The 16,238-nt window shown below is 28.0% G+C and carries 17 protein-coding genes and 1 tRNA gene; 3 read left to right on the top strand and 15 right to left on the bottom strand.

What is annotated here, in order from left to right; all coding sequences use genetic code 11:
- Positions 1-202: 202 nt before the first annotated feature.
- The 10 genes from NNC19_RS11075 to NNC19_RS11030 form a co-directional block, all read right to left on the bottom strand.
- Positions 203-556 carry a type II toxin-antitoxin system PemK/MazF family toxin gene (locus tag NNC19_RS11075; RefSeq protein ID WP_310938714.1) on the bottom strand — a complete coding sequence of 118 codons (354 nt, stop codon included), beginning with the start codon at positions 554-556 and terminating at the stop codon, positions 203-205.
- Between the two features lie 8 nt (positions 557-564).
- On the bottom strand, positions 565-798 hold the full coding sequence (locus NNC19_RS11070) for a hypothetical protein (RefSeq protein WP_310938713.1): 234 nt from the start codon (positions 796-798) through the stop codon (positions 565-567).
- 267 nt (positions 799-1,065) lie between these two features.
- Positions 1,066-1,674 (bottom strand): germination lipoprotein GerS-related protein, encoded by a 609-nt coding sequence (locus NNC19_RS11065; protein ID WP_310938712.1) that lies wholly within the window; start codon positions 1,672-1,674, stop codon positions 1,066-1,068.
- A gap of 58 nt (positions 1,675-1,732) precedes the next feature.
- Positions 1,733-3,232, bottom strand: a complete 1,500-nt coding sequence (locus NNC19_RS11060; RefSeq protein ID WP_310938711.1) for an NAD(P)H-hydrate dehydratase — start codon at positions 3,230-3,232, stop codon at positions 1,733-1,735.
- 2 nt (positions 3,233-3,234) lie between these two features.
- Positions 3,235-3,609 carry a holo-ACP synthase gene (acpS, locus tag NNC19_RS11055; RefSeq protein ID WP_310938710.1) on the bottom strand — a complete coding sequence of 125 codons (375 nt, stop codon included), beginning with the start codon at positions 3,607-3,609 and terminating at the stop codon, positions 3,235-3,237.
- A gap of 50 nt (positions 3,610-3,659) precedes the next feature.
- Complete coding sequence (locus NNC19_RS11050) at positions 3,660-3,953, bottom strand: DUF6514 family protein (RefSeq protein ID WP_310938709.1); 294 nt, start codon at positions 3,951-3,953, stop codon at positions 3,660-3,662.
- Positions 3,954-4,445: 492 nt separating this feature from the next.
- Positions 4,446-4,799, bottom strand: coding sequence for a single-stranded DNA-binding protein (locus NNC19_RS11045; protein WP_310938708.1), 354 nt, complete (start codon positions 4,797-4,799; stop codon positions 4,446-4,448).
- A gap of 88 nt (positions 4,800-4,887) precedes the next feature.
- On the bottom strand, positions 4,888-5,727 hold the full coding sequence (locus NNC19_RS11040) for a YihY/virulence factor BrkB family protein (RefSeq protein WP_310938707.1): 840 nt from the start codon (positions 5,725-5,727) through the stop codon (positions 4,888-4,890).
- 62 nt (positions 5,728-5,789) lie between these two features.
- Positions 5,790-8,081 carry an ATP-dependent DNA helicase gene (locus NNC19_RS11035; protein WP_310938706.1) on the bottom strand — a complete coding sequence of 764 codons (2,292 nt, stop codon included), beginning with the start codon at positions 8,079-8,081 and terminating at the stop codon, positions 5,790-5,792.
- 49 nt (positions 8,082-8,130) lie between these two features.
- The gene (locus tag NNC19_RS11030; protein WP_310938705.1) at positions 8,131-8,721 is read right to left on the bottom strand and encodes a DUF1836 domain-containing protein; all 591 of its coding nucleotides are present in this window, start codon (positions 8,719-8,721) and stop codon (positions 8,131-8,133) included.
- A gap of 480 nt (positions 8,722-9,201) precedes the next feature.
- Between NNC19_RS11030 and NNC19_RS11025 the strand changes: the two genes are divergently transcribed.
- Positions 9,202-9,447 (top strand): AbrB/MazE/SpoVT family DNA-binding domain-containing protein, encoded by a 246-nt coding sequence (locus tag NNC19_RS11025; protein WP_143315991.1) that lies wholly within the window; start codon positions 9,202-9,204, stop codon positions 9,445-9,447.
- A 77-nt stretch (positions 9,448-9,524) separates the two neighbouring features.
- On the opposite strand, the gene rsmI is transcribed toward NNC19_RS11025, so the two are convergent.
- The 4 genes from rsmI to NNC19_RS11005 form a co-directional block, all read right to left on the bottom strand.
- Entirely contained in the window at positions 9,525-10,376 is an 852-nt protein-coding gene (gene rsmI / locus NNC19_RS11020) for a 16S rRNA (cytidine(1402)-2'-O)-methyltransferase (protein ID WP_310938704.1), read from the bottom strand.
- Positions 10,376-11,125: a tRNA1(Val) (adenine(37)-N6)-methyltransferase gene (locus tag NNC19_RS11015; RefSeq protein ID WP_310938703.1), complete on the bottom strand. Its 750-nt coding sequence runs from the start codon at positions 11,123-11,125 to the stop codon at positions 10,376-10,378. Before NNC19_RS11015 ends, rsmI begins: the two co-directional genes overlap by 1 nt.
- 114 nt (positions 11,126-11,239) lie before the next feature.
- Complete coding sequence (locus tag NNC19_RS11010) at positions 11,240-12,451, bottom strand: NlpC/P60 family protein (RefSeq protein ID WP_310938702.1); 1,212 nt, start codon at positions 12,449-12,451, stop codon at positions 11,240-11,242.
- 357 nt (positions 12,452-12,808) lie between these two features.
- Positions 12,809-14,071 carry an NlpC/P60 family protein gene (locus tag NNC19_RS11005; RefSeq protein ID WP_310938701.1) on the bottom strand — a complete coding sequence of 421 codons (1,263 nt, stop codon included), beginning with the start codon at positions 14,069-14,071 and terminating at the stop codon, positions 12,809-12,811.
- Positions 14,072-14,435: 364 nt separating this feature from the next.
- Between NNC19_RS11005 and NNC19_RS11000 the strand changes: the two genes are divergently transcribed.
- A tRNA-Pro gene (locus NNC19_RS11000) sits at positions 14,436-14,511 on the top strand.
- 63 nt (positions 14,512-14,574) lie between these two features.
- On the top strand, positions 14,575-15,219 hold the full coding sequence (locus NNC19_RS10995; protein WP_310938700.1) for an HAD family phosphatase: 645 nt from the start codon (positions 14,575-14,577) through the stop codon (positions 15,217-15,219).
- Between the two features lie 55 nt (positions 15,220-15,274).
- On the opposite strand, the gene NNC19_RS10990 is transcribed toward NNC19_RS10995, so the two are convergent.
- The gene (locus NNC19_RS10990; protein WP_310938699.1) at positions 15,275-16,021 is read right to left on the bottom strand and encodes a peptidylprolyl isomerase; all 747 of its coding nucleotides are present in this window, start codon (positions 16,019-16,021) and stop codon (positions 15,275-15,277) included.
- Positions 16,022-16,238: the final 217 nt, after the last annotated feature.

Raw genomic sequence — 16,238 nt, 5'->3', positions numbered from 1 at the left:
AATAATATTTTACCATAAAAAAAATGTTTTGGATACTCTAATTGTATGATAATGTTCTCTTTTTCTTTGTTTTAAATTATATAGTATATATTATTTGTTTTTTTATGCTACTCTATATAGAATATCTTTTGATTTCAATTCAACTTATAAAAAAATCGAGATAGTTTACCTACCTCGATTATACTAATTAAGCTTGTACTTTTCACCCTAAACTCAAACTAATTAATAACGCTTTATTTACCTTTGTCATATCACTTTCTGTCATATGTCCTATTTTTTCTTTTAATCTCTTTTTATCAAGAGTCCTTATCTGTTCTAAAAGCACAACAGAATCTCTATTTAGTCCATATTCTTCAGATGATATTTCTACATGAGTAGGTAATTTAGCTTTATTTATCTGTGATGTTATTGCTGCTACAATTACTGTTGGACTATATCTATTTCCAATATCATTTTGCATTATTATCACAGGTCTAATTCCCCCCTGCTCAGATCCTATTACAGGGCTTAAATCTGCATAAAAAATATCTCCCCTTTTTACTACCATTGTCGTCATTTGAAAAATCACACTCCGCAAAGCCATGTCTCATAATTATTAATATCAACTAGTTCACTTTCATTATCAATTGCAAGTTGTAAATTTATCTCTCCCATTTCTATATACCCTTTTCTCATTAAGTCAAATTTTTTACGATAATCACGCTTCTCATTACATTGTATTAAACTATCTCCAAATGATTTCCTATTATTTACAAGTCTTGCTCTTTTTTTTCTTTTTAATTCCCTTGATGATGACATATTTTTCCCCCCTGGTAGTAAGAGTTTATGTATAATTAAATTATATTGCAAATAATGTCAACATGTCAAAGGTTTTGTGGATTTTTTTTCTATTTTTACAGAATAATCATTCAGTATACTATTTATTATCATTTTATACTATTTTTCCCAAAATAAATTAAAATAGATTCTACCATTCCACTACATATATCTACCACTCTAGTTAAATATTAAGTACAGACTTTATTTTAATTTAGTTCTATTTATATTTGTAATATGTTTATTAATTTAAAACATTTCTTTATTTATCTCATTTAAATATTTAAAATTCTTATATACAATTGTCATCTTTTCATTGTGGTTTATATCATAAATTTTAGTCACTATTGGACATTTATCTTTTTTGTTTATATATAATTTAGCCAAACTCATATGATTATTTTTAAATGGAAGAGAAATCTCAATTTCAAGATACTTTGTATCTCCCCACTCTTCTGATCCCTCTTTAACTTCTTTAATTTCATTTGATAATAGATTACTGACAAATGATAATGTATATACTTTATCCAAATCTTCATCAATTTTATACTCTTCTCCATTATCATTCATACTTATATATCCATCTTTATAAATCTTGACTCTTTCTTGACCAAACTCTATTCTCATTCCTAGTTCTTTCCCATAGTATATATTAGTTTCCTCATTATACTCTCCCCTAGAATTCTTTATTGTATAGTCCACTTGAGAAGAATATGCCTTTGTATTTTTAATAAATTCAAGAATTTCTTCATTAGTCGGATAATATTCATGTCTAAAAATAACAACTAGTATTATAGAAATAAATGGTACAGCCATTAATAATAACCATTTATTAGCTACTTTAAATTTTGTTTTCATGATTCCTCCAATTTAAATTACTCATTAATACTAATATTACTTTATGAACAGAATTATTCTATTTTGTTAATATATATTGCATAACTTTAGGAATGTTCACAATTATATCTCGTGCATTTACAACATAATTTTCCTTACCTACAAGATCTCCTATAGTTCCATGAATATGGCATCCTAATTTTGCAGCTGAAAAAATCTCCATACCTTGTGCAATTAATGAACCAATTATTCCTGAAAGGCAATCTCCCATACCTCCTGAGGCCATTTTGCTACTTCCAGTATTGTTTATTATTACACTGTCACCATCTGAAATTATTGTATTATAACCCTTTAATACTGTTATGACTCCATAATCTTTTGAATATCTTCTACACACATCAATTCTATTTGACTCAATATACTCTATACTTTTCTTTGTTAATCTAGCCATTTCTCCTGGATGTGGAGTAAAAACAGCTCGCCCTTTTAATTTCTTCAGTAAACTCTCCTTTTCAGAAATTATATTTAATCCATCTGCATCTATTAAAATAGGACATTTACTATTAGATATACACTTCTCTAACATATCTTTATTTTTGTTTTCACATCCAAGCCCTGGACCACAAATTATTATATCTACCTTATTTATTAATTGTTCAATTTTTACCTTTTCATCATAACAAATCGTCATAGCTTCAGTTAACTTAGCTGACATAAGAGATTGTATTTCTTTTTCAACTAATAATGTTACTAGCCCTGCTCCTGTTCTCACAGCTGCTTCTGTAACTAAGTATGCAGCTCCTGTAAATCCCTGACTTCCAGCTAAAATTAACACCTTTCCATAACTCCCCTTATGGCCATACACTTCTCTTATAGGCATCATTCTTTTATACTCTAAATCTTCTAACATTTTGATATTCTCACTGTATTTTTCCACTACATTCTTTGGAATACCAATTTTTATAACAGTTATTTTTCCCAAAAATTTTTTAGCTTTTAAATTAAAATATCCCTTTTTAAATACTTCTATTACTAGTGTTTCCTTAGCTTTAATTGCTAGCCCAAGAGGATTCCCTGTATTACAATCTAATCCTGATGGATTATCAATAGCTATGGTAAACCTAGAATATTGATTTATTAAATCAATTAATTTATGTATCTCTCCTTCTATTTTTCTGTTTAATCCTATTCCAAAAATAGCATCCACTACAATATCTGCATTTTGTATATCAGTCTTGATTTTTTCTATATTATCTTCAATATTTACAAATTCTAAATCAACTGACATTTTAGTTAAAATTTCATAGTTAACTTTAAATCCATAACTGACTTTTTTTGTATCTCCAACTATATAAATTTTAACTTTTTTATTTTCTATAATTAATTTTCTTGCTACTACAAGTCCATCTCCACCATTATTTCCGATCCCACAGATAAATATAAAGTTTTCTCCTTTGTTAATTAATTCATTTGTTATCCCATATCCTGCATTTTCCATTAACACTATGCCTTGAATTCCAATTTCATTGATTGTATATGAATCTAATGCTTTTGCAGCTTCTGTTGATAATATTTCCAAATTTATATCACCTCTTCAATTACTACAAATGCAACAGCATCTTCATTTGTATGTGATATAGTAACATGTATTTTACAATTTTCAAGATTATACTTTTCTATTATTTTATTACTAAGATTTATATTAGGCTTCCCTAATTCATCATGAATTACTTCTATATCATGTAACCCAAACCCTCTAATTCCAGTTCCTATAGCCTTACTAACTGCTTCCTTTACTGCAAACATCCCAGCAATGCTCTCTGCCTTATTTTTTTTACTATCAAAATAACATATCTCAACATATGTAAATGCACCTTCCACAAATGTTGGGGTTCTATTAATTATTTTTTCTATTCTTTTAACTTTTACAATATCTGTCCCTATTCCTCTTATCATATGTATACCCCTCTCCAATATTTATATTATATCAAAGTTTTATCTATACACTATATGTATGAACTTTTGTCAATATACTCTTCTACTACATCCAACAAATGAATTGGTGATACCTCATTTCTTGATAGCACATGTAATATCTTAGAAACGTTTTCTTTTTTATGTGAAATAGATTTTACTTCACTTCTAACATTATTGGTAACTAACCCCAACTCAGTATCTTCTCTTATTACTTCTATCCCATATTCCTTAATTCCTTCTAAAACTTCTTCTGTTATTTTATAAATATACTTTCTTTCCATCCCACTTGAATCTTTTGTTATAACCTCTCTATTTACCAACATTATTCCATCTCCCTTTATGTAATTTCCCTTTTATAAAACAATTCTATCATAGTCGAAAAGCAAACATTGTCAAAGGTTGTCCCGTTTTCATTAAAACCATTTTTTATTTAATGACATAAAAAAACCTAATATACCTTTCTTCTTTTCTAATTCTCCATTTTCATATAATCTAAATATATAAATATGTCGATTATTAGGTTATCCTTACAAAAGTAGGAACTTAACTAGTAAATTTGTACTATAATTAATTTTTTAATCATCTTCATATAAGTTATATTACATTCTTACTGACTATGCTTACTTTTTTATTTAGTATCTATAATAAAATAATTTCTCAATATAATATTAAAACTCCCCCATTATAAAAAGAGACAGTATAAAGTAAAAAAACTGTATACTGCCTCTTTATTAACATAAAAATATATTTCTTTTATAGAATCTAAAATTCTTATTCCATTCTTATCTTATGTTTACTTAGTATTTCTTATTTATCTATTGATTGTTTGTAGCTTCATCATTTTCGCTTCTCTTTGCACCTACAAATTTAAAGTCTTCAGCAATTACCTCAGCTATGTATCTTTTATTTCCATCTTTGTCTTCATAACTCCCTGTTCTTAGCCTTCCACTTAAACTAATATAATTACCCTTTTTTAAGTATTTACATACTACCTCAGCCTTTTTTCCCCAAACTGTTACTGGAATCAAATCAGCTTTTCTAGTCCCATCAGCTGATTTAAAATTTCTATCAACAGCAACTATGAACTTTGTAAATACTTTATCCCCAGCTTCTACAGTTCTAAGTTCAGGATCCCTAATAAGTCTTCCTAATATAATTATTTTATTCATTTTAACACCTCCTGAATATTTTCATTTTTAAGTGTTTCCATGAATATAAATTAATATTCAAATATTATCCTTATTTTTTCTATATAATCTATTTTTTCACTAATTGCCTATTTATATCTAATACAGAGTTTATTTCTACTCCAAAAATGAAAATTATTGAAGATAAAAATAACCATATCATTAATATAAATACTGCAGCTAAACTTCCATAAAATCTTGAATAATTATTATAATTATTTATATAAAATGAAAATATTATTGATATCATTAGCCAACCTACTGTACTAAAAACTGCTCCTGGTAAAACTTCTTTCCACTTTAGTTGTTTTGATGGAGTATATCTATATATGGCTGCAAACACCAATATTAAAACAAATACAATAATTCCATATCTTAAAATATTCCATACTACTCCGATCGCATTCCCAAAAGGAAATGTCTCAACTAAATAAATTCCAATAACCTTTCCAAATACTAATAAAAGAAGTGCCATTATAACTGTTATTGCTAATGTTATAGTGCTAACAAAAGATATAGTTGCTCTCTTTATATATGATCTTTCATCTGCTATGTTGTAAGCTTTATGAATTCCCTTTATAACTGCTCTAAATCCTGATGATGCTGACCATATAGATAATATGATAGAAACTCCCAACAACCCTGTATTTTGAGATTGTAAAACTTCTACTATAGTTGTTTCTGTTAATTCTAGTACTGATAAAGGTAAAATAGTTTTTAATCCTTCAAGTACTTCTTTTGAATTTAAATTCAAAAATCCAACTAATGTAAGCAGAAATACTAAAAATGGAAAAAAAGATAATACTAAATAATATGCCAATTGTGATGCAAGTGCAAATATATCATCTTTATTAACTTTAACTATTAGATGTATTAATAAATCAATTTTACTCTTTTTAATATTGTTCATGTTATCACCAATCAATCCTTTTATTGCTTCTTCTATTCTATGCTATTATTCTCATTTTTATATTAGTTTATAATATTCAATGGTTTCCATTCATTTGGTAATAAGTTAAAATACTCTCCTTTTATATACCTATCATCAATAAGTAACACTCTACCTTTATCATATTCTGTCCTAATTACTCTCCCTACAGCTTGCATAACCTTATTTATTCCTGGATATACATATGCTATTCTCTCCCCTTCTTCACCAAAATGACTTTTTATAATATCTCCCTCTAACGAAATTTTAGGATATCCCACTCCTATCACTACAACTCCAATAAGTTTATTTCCTGGCAAATCAATCCCTTCTGAAAACATTCCTCCCATTACACAGAGTCCTATTGTATTTCGTTCTTCTTTAAACTCAGCTAAAAACTTATCTCTAGCTCCCTCATCCATATTTGAATCTTGAAAAATTATTTTTTTCTCTTCAAAATTATCTCTAAAATAGATTCGTGCTTTATTCAAATATTCATATGATGGAAAAAATATTATATAATTACCTTTGATATTTTCTATAAAATCCAAAATCTTGAAACATATTTTGGATAATGTTTTATCCCTAGCAGAATATCTAGTGTTACCTTTATATAGGCACACTTTAAGATTCTCTTTGGGGAAAGGAGATTTTAATTTAAGTCTATAATCATTAACATCTCCCCCCAATACTTTAATAAAATATTGAAAAGGAGATAATGTTGCTGAAAAAAGTATTACAGCTCTAAACTTATTCATTGTATCTTTTAACTTAATTGAAGGATCTACACAAAATAAAGAAATCAAAACTTCATCTTTATTTGTATCCACATAAGTTACATAATCATCACCATACATTTCTGAAATAGCTAAAAAACTACTTATATCAAAATATATCTCTAATAATAGTTCATGAAAATTTAATTTATCTTTTCTTGTAAGAATTTCCTCAGCTTCTTTATTAAAACCTCTTAACTCTTTGCATAATTCTTTTGGGATTGCCTTGTAAACCATGGTGTTTTTCTCTTGAGATTCACAATTTCTTCTCTCCTCTATAAATAATTTATTAATTTTATTTATACTCTTATATAAGTTAGGTAATATTCCCCTAACTTCTCTTCTAAAATCTAGCAACTTACTTTTATTTAGTTTTGCACTATATATACTTCTACTTCTATCAACTAGGTTATGAGCTTCATCTATAAGAATAATATTTTTTTCTCCATCCTCATCTACTATACGTCTAAGATATACTTTAGGATCAAATATATAATTATAGTCACATATAACTCCATCACACCATTTAACTAAATCTAAAGACAGTTCAAAAGAGCAAACTTTATATTTTTTTGCATAATAAATTATCTTATCTACTGAAATATTATTTTCTTTCTCTATTATTTCAAAAATAATATTTTTAACTTTATCATAATATCCCTTTGCATATGTGCACTCTTCCTCATTGCAGTTGACTTTATCATTTAAACATATTTTTTCTTTTGCTGTTATTACAATTGATCTAAATATCAATCCTTGATTTCTTAATATTTCAAATGATTCTTCAGCAACTTTTCTATTTACACCTTTAGCTGTTAAGTAAAATATTCTATCTGCTAAACCTTCACCCAATGCCTTAATACTTGGAAATACAGTTGATATTGTTTTTCCTATTCCTGTAGGTGCTTGTAAAAATATTTTTCTTCCTTCCTTTATTGTTCCATAACAAGCTTTAATAAGCTTTAATTGTCCATCTCTATATTTTTCAAAAGGAAATTTCATTTTTTTTATTGTTTCATTTCTCAGTTCTCTATGTTTTATTTCAATAAGTACATATTTTTTATAATAATTAGCAAGTTCTTCAACATATATATCTAAATCTTTAAATTCATATTTCTTTAAAAAGGACTTTACTTCATTAGATTCTAAATTATAGTAACTTAATTGAACATATATTGTTTTAATATTTTTTTCTTTACATATCATATATGCATATATTTTTCCTTGACTCCAATGCATAACATTGAAATCTTCAAATATCTCTATTAATGGTACATATGTAGATTTTATTTCTTCAACAATTATGCTATTTCCATCACTAATAATCCCATCACATCGTCCTTCTAAATGAAGTATGAAACTTTCCATATTTATATAAGTTTTTAAGTATACTTCTTTTTCATAATTTTTATAAATTTCATTATTGCTTTTTTGCAATTTTTGATGTGCCTTTACCCCCTCTAAAGCCCTAGCATTAGTTTTAAATCTATTATCTAAACTTCCAGACTTTAAGACAACCTCAACAAATTCTCTCACAGATTTTTTTATTTCTAATACCACACCATCTCACCTTTATTCTATAAAATAAAAAATAGGAGATTCTTCTCTCCTACTCTGAATCATATTCATTAGTAATTTTTTGTACTAATTTTTTTATTATACTTGCTTGTGCCATCAACGACATTACACTAATAAAAACTCTTATTCTCTCTTCATCTTTTTTGTCTAATTCAAGAGAATTCATAACTTTATCAATCTTACTAATATCTTTAACAAAGTTTTCTAATATCTGATTACAACTTTCTTGCTGAATTTCTGTAAATATTTTGTATGCCGATTCCCAGGATATTACATCATCATCTCTATCATTTATTTCATTGAAGGCTAATCTAAATACTTTCTTTATTTCTTCTGTTGTTAGTATTGGTCTCATATAACTTAAAAGAACAAGCTCTACTAGCTGTATTTTAGTATATCCCCTCTTTTTCCCATCCTCTGGCTTACTTATAACTCCACTTTTAATATAATTTTGAACAATATTATTAGTATATTTATCATTAGAAAATCTATCATTTAAAAAATCTATTACCTGTGATAAAAACAAATCATATTGTGGTAAATCACTATATGGAATAACATTATCCTTTGATATATCCTTTACTAAATTATTTATATAATCTGAATCAAACTTACTACCCATATGTATTCCCCTTTACTTATTCGTAACTAACTATATTATATAGTATAGCAAAACTTATTACAAGTTACTTTAATAAATCATTATTTTTTTATTGCTATTCTTGGGATTGAATGGTATATTATATATAATAATATTTTTCGACAAACTATCGCTTTTTCTACAAGTTATTGTTAATTTTTATCTTTTTTATTCAATGTACTCATCTCTATATTTTTTTTGCACTACTAATATAGTTTTTACTTAATTTGTAGTTATTATGCATTCAAAATGAGTTGAATAATTAAAAAAAGTATAAAAAAATCAAATGTAAACTATTGACATTTTTAAAAAATGGTAGTATATTCAATTTAGACTTATTTTAGAGAGAAATTTGTAAATAAAAAAAACTTTTTTTCACATTTTTGGTTGACTTTATATTACAAATTTGGTAATATGATAATGTAAAATGTCGAACAATGCAAATATAAGGAGGAATTTAAAATGAAATCAACAGGTGTAGTAAGAAGAGTAGATGAATTAGGAAGAATTGTTATTCCTATAGAATTAAGAAGGACTTTAGATATCGCAGAAAAAGATGCTTTAGAAATATATGTAGATGGTGAACAAATTATATTAAAGAAATATGAACCAGCTTGTATCTTCTGTGGTGATGCTAGAGATGTTATAAATTATAAAGGTAAGAATATCTGCAAGAACTGTCTTGAAGAAATGAAAAATGGAAGATAATACACAGATACATAATTTAGTATTTTATTAATATCATACTGAAAAAGAGTACCTCTATCCCTAAGAGGTACTCTTTTTTATATTTCTATATCTGTAGAAATCTTATATACTACATTTCTCTCCATCCCTCTATCTTTAGCCACTTTTTTTACTGCTTCCTTCTTGGTAAGTCCTTCATTAATTAGAAGCATAATGTGTTCTTCTATGGTTAAACTTTCCCACTTCTCTCTATTTTCATTATCTATATCTTTTTGTTGCTTTCCTTCAACTACTAATACAAATTCACCTTTTATCCCTTTTTCTAAAAAGTATTCAATCATCTCTGTTATAGTTCCTCTTTTTATTTCTTCATGTAACTTAGTGAGTTCTCTACAAACAGCTATTCTTCTATTTCCTAATTCTTCTAATATTAAATTTAAAGTGCTTATTAATCTATGTGGAGATTCATAAAAAATCAACGATTCTTTGGCATCTCTAATATCTTCAAATATTTTTTTTCTTTCCTTAGTTTCTCTTGATATAAATCCCCTAAACTGAAACTTTGTTGTATCTAGTCCTGAATATACAAGTGCTGTTGTTATTGCTGTTGCTCCTGGAAGAACTTCAAAGCCTATATTATTTTCTATACATTTTTCAACTATTACTGCTCCTGGATCTGAAATTCCTGGAGTTCCTGCATCAGTTACAATAGCAACATTTTTTCCTTGCTGAACATTTTTTATTATTTCTTCACTTTTTATATTCTCATTATGTTTATGATAACTTATTAATGTTTTCTTTACTTCAAAGTGATTTAATAATTTTAGTGTTTGCCTTGTATCTTCAGCTGCAATAATATCAACACTCTTCAGAACTTCTAATCCTCTTAATGTCATATCTTTCAGGTTTCCAATAGGAGTTGGTACTAAAAAAACTTTTCCTTCACACATTAAATTTCTTCCCTTCCATAAATTGAGTTTATCTCATCACTATATCCACCCTCATCTTTATAAACATATAATGGTGCTTCCCACTTAAGGAACTTACCACCATCTCTTTGTCCTTCTATCAAGACTATATTAGGCGATTTTTTGGTATTCGGATGAACAAACCTTACCCTTTTAGGTTCTATCTTATATTCTCTCATTAATGTAAAGATATCTGCTAATCTTTCTGGTCTATGAACCATATAAATTCGTCCATTATCCTTCAATAAAGTTCTCGCTGCTATTATAACATCTTCTAGTGTACACATAACCTCATGTCTAGCTATAGCCAATTTATCTGACGGATTTATTATTCCAGAACTATTTAGCTTGTATGGTGGATTTACTGTTAATACATCAAATCTTCCTAATTTTTTTAAAAAATTAATATTTTTTAGGTCATTTGCATAAATTTTAATATTCGTCTCTACTTGATTTAATTTAGTACTTCTTTCAGCCATATTAGCCATATCTTCTTGTATTTCTATTCCAACTACTTCTTTAGGCGAATATTTTCCTAAAATTAAAAATGGTACTATTCCTGTTCCAGTACATAAATCTACTACTCTAAAAGATTTCTTTACATTTGCAAAATCAGATAGCAAAACTGCATCCACTCCAAATCTAAACGAATCTTTTTTCTGAATCAATTTTAATCCATTTAGCTGTAAATCATCAATGGATTCATCTTCATATATTTTAATCTTGTCCATATTTATCAACTCCGCAAAAATGATACATATTATTATACCTTAATATTTAATATCTAACAAATAAAAAACTACCTTAGATAACTCTTCTATACTAAGGTAGCTTGTTTTATTTTTCTATTTTAATATTCTTCTAGCTCTCCAGAATGCATATACTGGTCCAATTTTAATTACATCCCCAGTACGTGGAGCATGTATCATTTGTCCGTTACCAACATATATAGCTACATGTCCTGAATGTGGAAATACCAAATCTCCTGGTTGCAATTCACTTTGTGAAACTTCTACTCCTGCATTAATTTGTTCATATGTACTTGCACCTATTTCTATTCCCATTACATTTCTGTATACATATGATGTAAATCCTGAACAGTCAAAAGAGTTAGGTCCCTTTGCTCCCCATACATATGGTCTTCCTAATAAAGTATAAGCATATGACAATAGTGATCCTGCATTTCCAGATGCAACAACTCCTCTATTAGCCGCTCCTGGCGTTTTACTTAGACTAATTGTCTTTTTAGCTGCTTTAATAGCAGTATCTATCTCATTAATAACTACAGCACTTTTGGTTTGACCTCTAATAGCAGTCAATGTTGAAACTGCATCATTAAGTTGTGCTACAGTACTATCTTTATTGTTAGCTACATCCATAAAACCTTGTGCAACTTCTCTTTCCATCGGAGTTAAGAATTGCTTATTAAAATTATCTTCTTCTGTTTTTGCTTGATCTACAAGATTTTGTTGCTCCGTTTTCTTTTGGCTAAGCTCTGCTTTTTGAACTTGTATTTCATCATTAATACTCTGAATTTGACTTGCATTTGTTGCTAGTGTATCTACTTTCTCATCTAGCTTACTTTTATTATCAAGTAACTCTTGTACAACTTTTTGATCCATATTAACTAATCTTACAGCTGTATCTATTCTACTAATCAAGTCACTAAAACTATCTGCAGATGCAATTAATGAAATATAATTGGTTTGTCCACCTGATTTATATACTTCTCTAAGTCTCTTTCCTAGAACTTCTTCTTTCCCAGACATATCCGTTTTCATTACATCAATCTCTTTATTTACGCCTTCAACTTCTTTGTTTATATTACTAATTTGATTATTATTTCCATCAACCTTAATTGTTAATTGACTTATTTGATCATCAAACTCTTGAACTTTTTGATTAACTTCATTAACCTTTGCTTTCAATTCTTCATACTTATCTCTTGATTGTTGAACTTCTTGATTAGATGGAACTGCACTTACTTGAACTGTTGGAGTTATAGTTGTAATAATCATCACCCCTGCAATGATCGCAGATATTATTCTTCTGTTCATCTACATGGTCTTTTAGACCATCCCCCCCCTCATTTGTATAGAAAATTCGAAATGATATACAAGGATTATATCATCATATTTGTTTTGAAACAACTTTAGGTAGTGTCATCTAGCTTTTTTATCTCTCATTACCCTAATTATATTTCATTTTTCTATGAAATTCTACTTTATACTCCATACTGTAAATATTTTCACTCTCAATTACGACAATTCTCTTAGTAATTATATATTATTTTTCAAAAAAATGTTATCTAAATAAATATTTATGTGCTTTTATAGTGATCCCTTTCATATAAAAAAACAAGCTATTTTAGATGGCTTTTACTTACATCCAAAATAGCTTGTCTACTATTTATACTATAATATTCTTCTAGCTCTCCAGAACTTCCAAATTGGTGATATTTTTATTACATCACCTGTTTGAGGTGCATGTATTACTTGTCCATTACCAATATATATAGTTACATGTCCATCATGTGGAAATACCAAATCTCCTGGCTGTAACTCATCTCGTGAAACTTCTCTTCCTGCATTAATTTGTTCATATGTAGTTCTTCCTATATCTATTCCTGCTACATTTCTATATACATATGATGTAAATCCTGAACAATCAAATGTACTAGGACCAGTTGCTCCCCATACATATGGACAACCTATGAACTTATATGCATAATTCACAATTGCTGAAGTGCTTGTAGATGATGGAACAGACGCTTTTACATCTCCACCTCTATTTACCTTTGCTGAACTTACTGCAGCAGCGGCTGCTGCAGCCTCTGCTGCTGCTTGTTTCTCATTAACTAATTTTTTAGCATTTTCAATAGCATTATTTACTTCAGTTTCAACTTCACTACTCTTAAGCTGAGCTTTCATAGCTCTTAATGCACTAATTGCAGCATTAAGATCATCAACTGAACTATTTGGATTATTTGCAGTGCTTACAAACCCTTGCGTTGATTCTCTTTCTATTGGAACTAAATACTCTTTATAGAACTTATCTTTTTCTGTTTGAGCTTTTTCCTTAACTGCTTGTTGTTCTGTTTTCTTTTGATCAACTTGATCCTTTTGTGTTTTTATATCATTATTAATATTTTGAACTTCTGTTGATTTTGTTCCTAGTGATTCTACTTTTTCATCAAGCTTAGTTTTGCTATCTTTTAAATCACCTACAATTTTTTGATCTGTATTAACTAACTTTACAGCTGCATTTACTTTACTAATTAAATCACTTAAACTATCTGCAGAAGCAATTAATGAAATATAATCAGTTTGTCCACCTGATTTATATATCTCTCTCAATCTTTTTCCTAATAACTCTTCTTTATCAGATATATCTGTTTTAGTTTGTTCAATTTCTTTATTTGTATTTTCTACCTCTTTGTTTATATCGTCAATTTGCTTATTATTATTATCAATTTTACTAGTTAATTGGCTTATTTGATTATCAAATGCCTGTAATTTTTCATTTTCTTGAGCAACTTTTCCCTTTAATTCCTCATACTTATCTCTTTGCTGCTGCACTTGTTGGTCTGACGGAGCTGCACTAACTTGAATAGTTGAAGCCATAGTTGTAACAACAAATACTCCTGCAATAATTGCAGATATAATTCTTCTTTTCATAAATAATGGTCTCTTTGACCATCCCTCCCTTCGCAGTATATAAAATCCTAAACTTTACATATAATTATAACATTTTACTTATTATGAAACAATGTGTAGTGGTTTTTATATACTTTCTCTATCCCAAATTAGAGTTCATTATCCAACATATATTCTATTATCCTATTAAATCCTATCATATTCTTTATTTCGTAGACAATTCATCTTATTTAGGCTTATTCTTATGCTCTATTTATATATTATCGTTAATTTATTATTTTTCTTTAGTACTAAATTATCATTTTTTGATATTTTTCTTTATTGCCAGATTTAGAAGTTATATTTGACATATTATGTACATCAATATATAATAGTATATGTGCTACGGGGTGTGGCGCAGATGGTAGCGCGCATGGTTTGGGACCATGAGGTCGCAGGTTCGAGACCTGTCACCCCGACCAATTAAAAGGTAGATTATTGTCTACCTTTTTTTATTACACTATATAAATATTCTGAGGTGACATATGCTTAAAGATATAAAAGGAGCAATATTTGATTTAGATGGTACTCTTATCGATTCTATGTGGGTATGGGAACAGATAGATATTAATTATCTTTCTTCAAAGGGTATCCCAGTTCCATCAAACCTAAAAGATGAAATTGGTCATCTTAGCTTTGAGCAAACAGCAATTTACTTCAAATCTAAATTTAAATTAGAAGATTCTATTGAAACTATTCTAAATACTTGGAATAGCATGGCTTACAATTTCTATTCTAATAAAGTTAGTTTAAAACCTGGAGTATTACCTTTCCTAAATTATCTACAAAAATTAGGAATAAAAATTGCTCTTGCTACAAGCAATAATAAAATATTATTAGAAACTGTATTAAAATCAAATGGTATTTATGATTATTTCGATGCTATTACAACTACTGATGAAGCTAAACTCAACAAAAGCAATCCAGATGTATATCTTTTAGCTGCTAGTAGGTTAGGAGTATCTCCTAAAGACTGTATAGTATTTGAAGATATTCTTGAAGCTGTTAGAGGTGCTAAATTAGCTAATATGAAGGTTATAGCTGTTTATGATAAATCTTCTGAATATCAAAGAGATAAATTGGTGCTTGAAGTGGATAAATATATATATAATTTTAATGAAATTTTATAATAAAAAGACTGCTATCAAAATTAGCAGTCTTAATTTTTGTTATGTATTTTTCTGATTATTTTCTTTCTACGCCATACTTGTTTTCTAATTCCTTAGTTACATCAAGGTATTTTTTTTGTTGTGCTTCTTGAATCAATTGTCCAGTAACCATATCTTTAACTTCTTCAAAATTCTTTTCTTTTGGTTCATTTTTTTCTTCTACTAATATTAAGTGATATCCAAATTGAGTTTTAACTGGTTGTGTTACTTTTCCTATTTCTGCTGCAAAAGCTGCATCTTCAAACTCTGGAACCATCATTCCTCTACCAAACGATCCAAGATTTCCTTCTTGTTCTTTTGATGGACATGTTGAATATTCTTTAGCTGCATCTTCAAAAGTCATCTTTCCTTCTTCTATTTCTGACTTTATCTTATTTGCTTCTTCTTCTTTTTCAACCAAAATGTGTTTAGCTGATGCTGTAGCTTGATCCATAAACTTTTCTTTATTTTCATTATAATAATTTTCAACTTCTTCATCAGTAACAGTAACTTCTGATAATACCTTATTTACTGTCATTTGTATAAGAATTTCTTTAGCTAACTTCTTTACAGTTTCTTTGTATTCATCTGTTTCATCTAATTTTATCTCTTCTCCAAATTTTCCAAATAACTCAAAAGCTATAGTTTGCTCTAATAATTGCTTTTTGCTTTGTTCGTTGTTCATATACATCCTTTTATCCTCAGGATATCTCATAATAATTTCGTTTAAATCCTTATCTGTTATTTCATTTCCTGCAACAACTGCCCATATCTTATTTTCCATTGTTTTTCTCCTTTTAATATAAAATAGTATAAGTACATTTTATCAGTATATAATACTTATAACAACTAATTAATTTTCTAACCTTAACCATTTATATAAATATTTTTATCAATATAAAAAAGCACTAACTTAAGTTAGTGCTTTTTCCTGGTGGCTCGACCAGGAATCGAACCAGGGACACGAGGATTTTCAGTCCTCTGCTCTACCGACTGAGCTA

It is taken from the genome of Clostridium sp. SHJSY1 (genome assembly GCF_031626875.1).
GTDB lineage: Bacteria > Bacillota > Clostridia > Clostridiales > Clostridiaceae > Clostridium.
The sequence above is the reverse complement of the archived record's forward strand: the minus strand, read 5'-3'. Positions and strand labels throughout refer to the sequence as shown.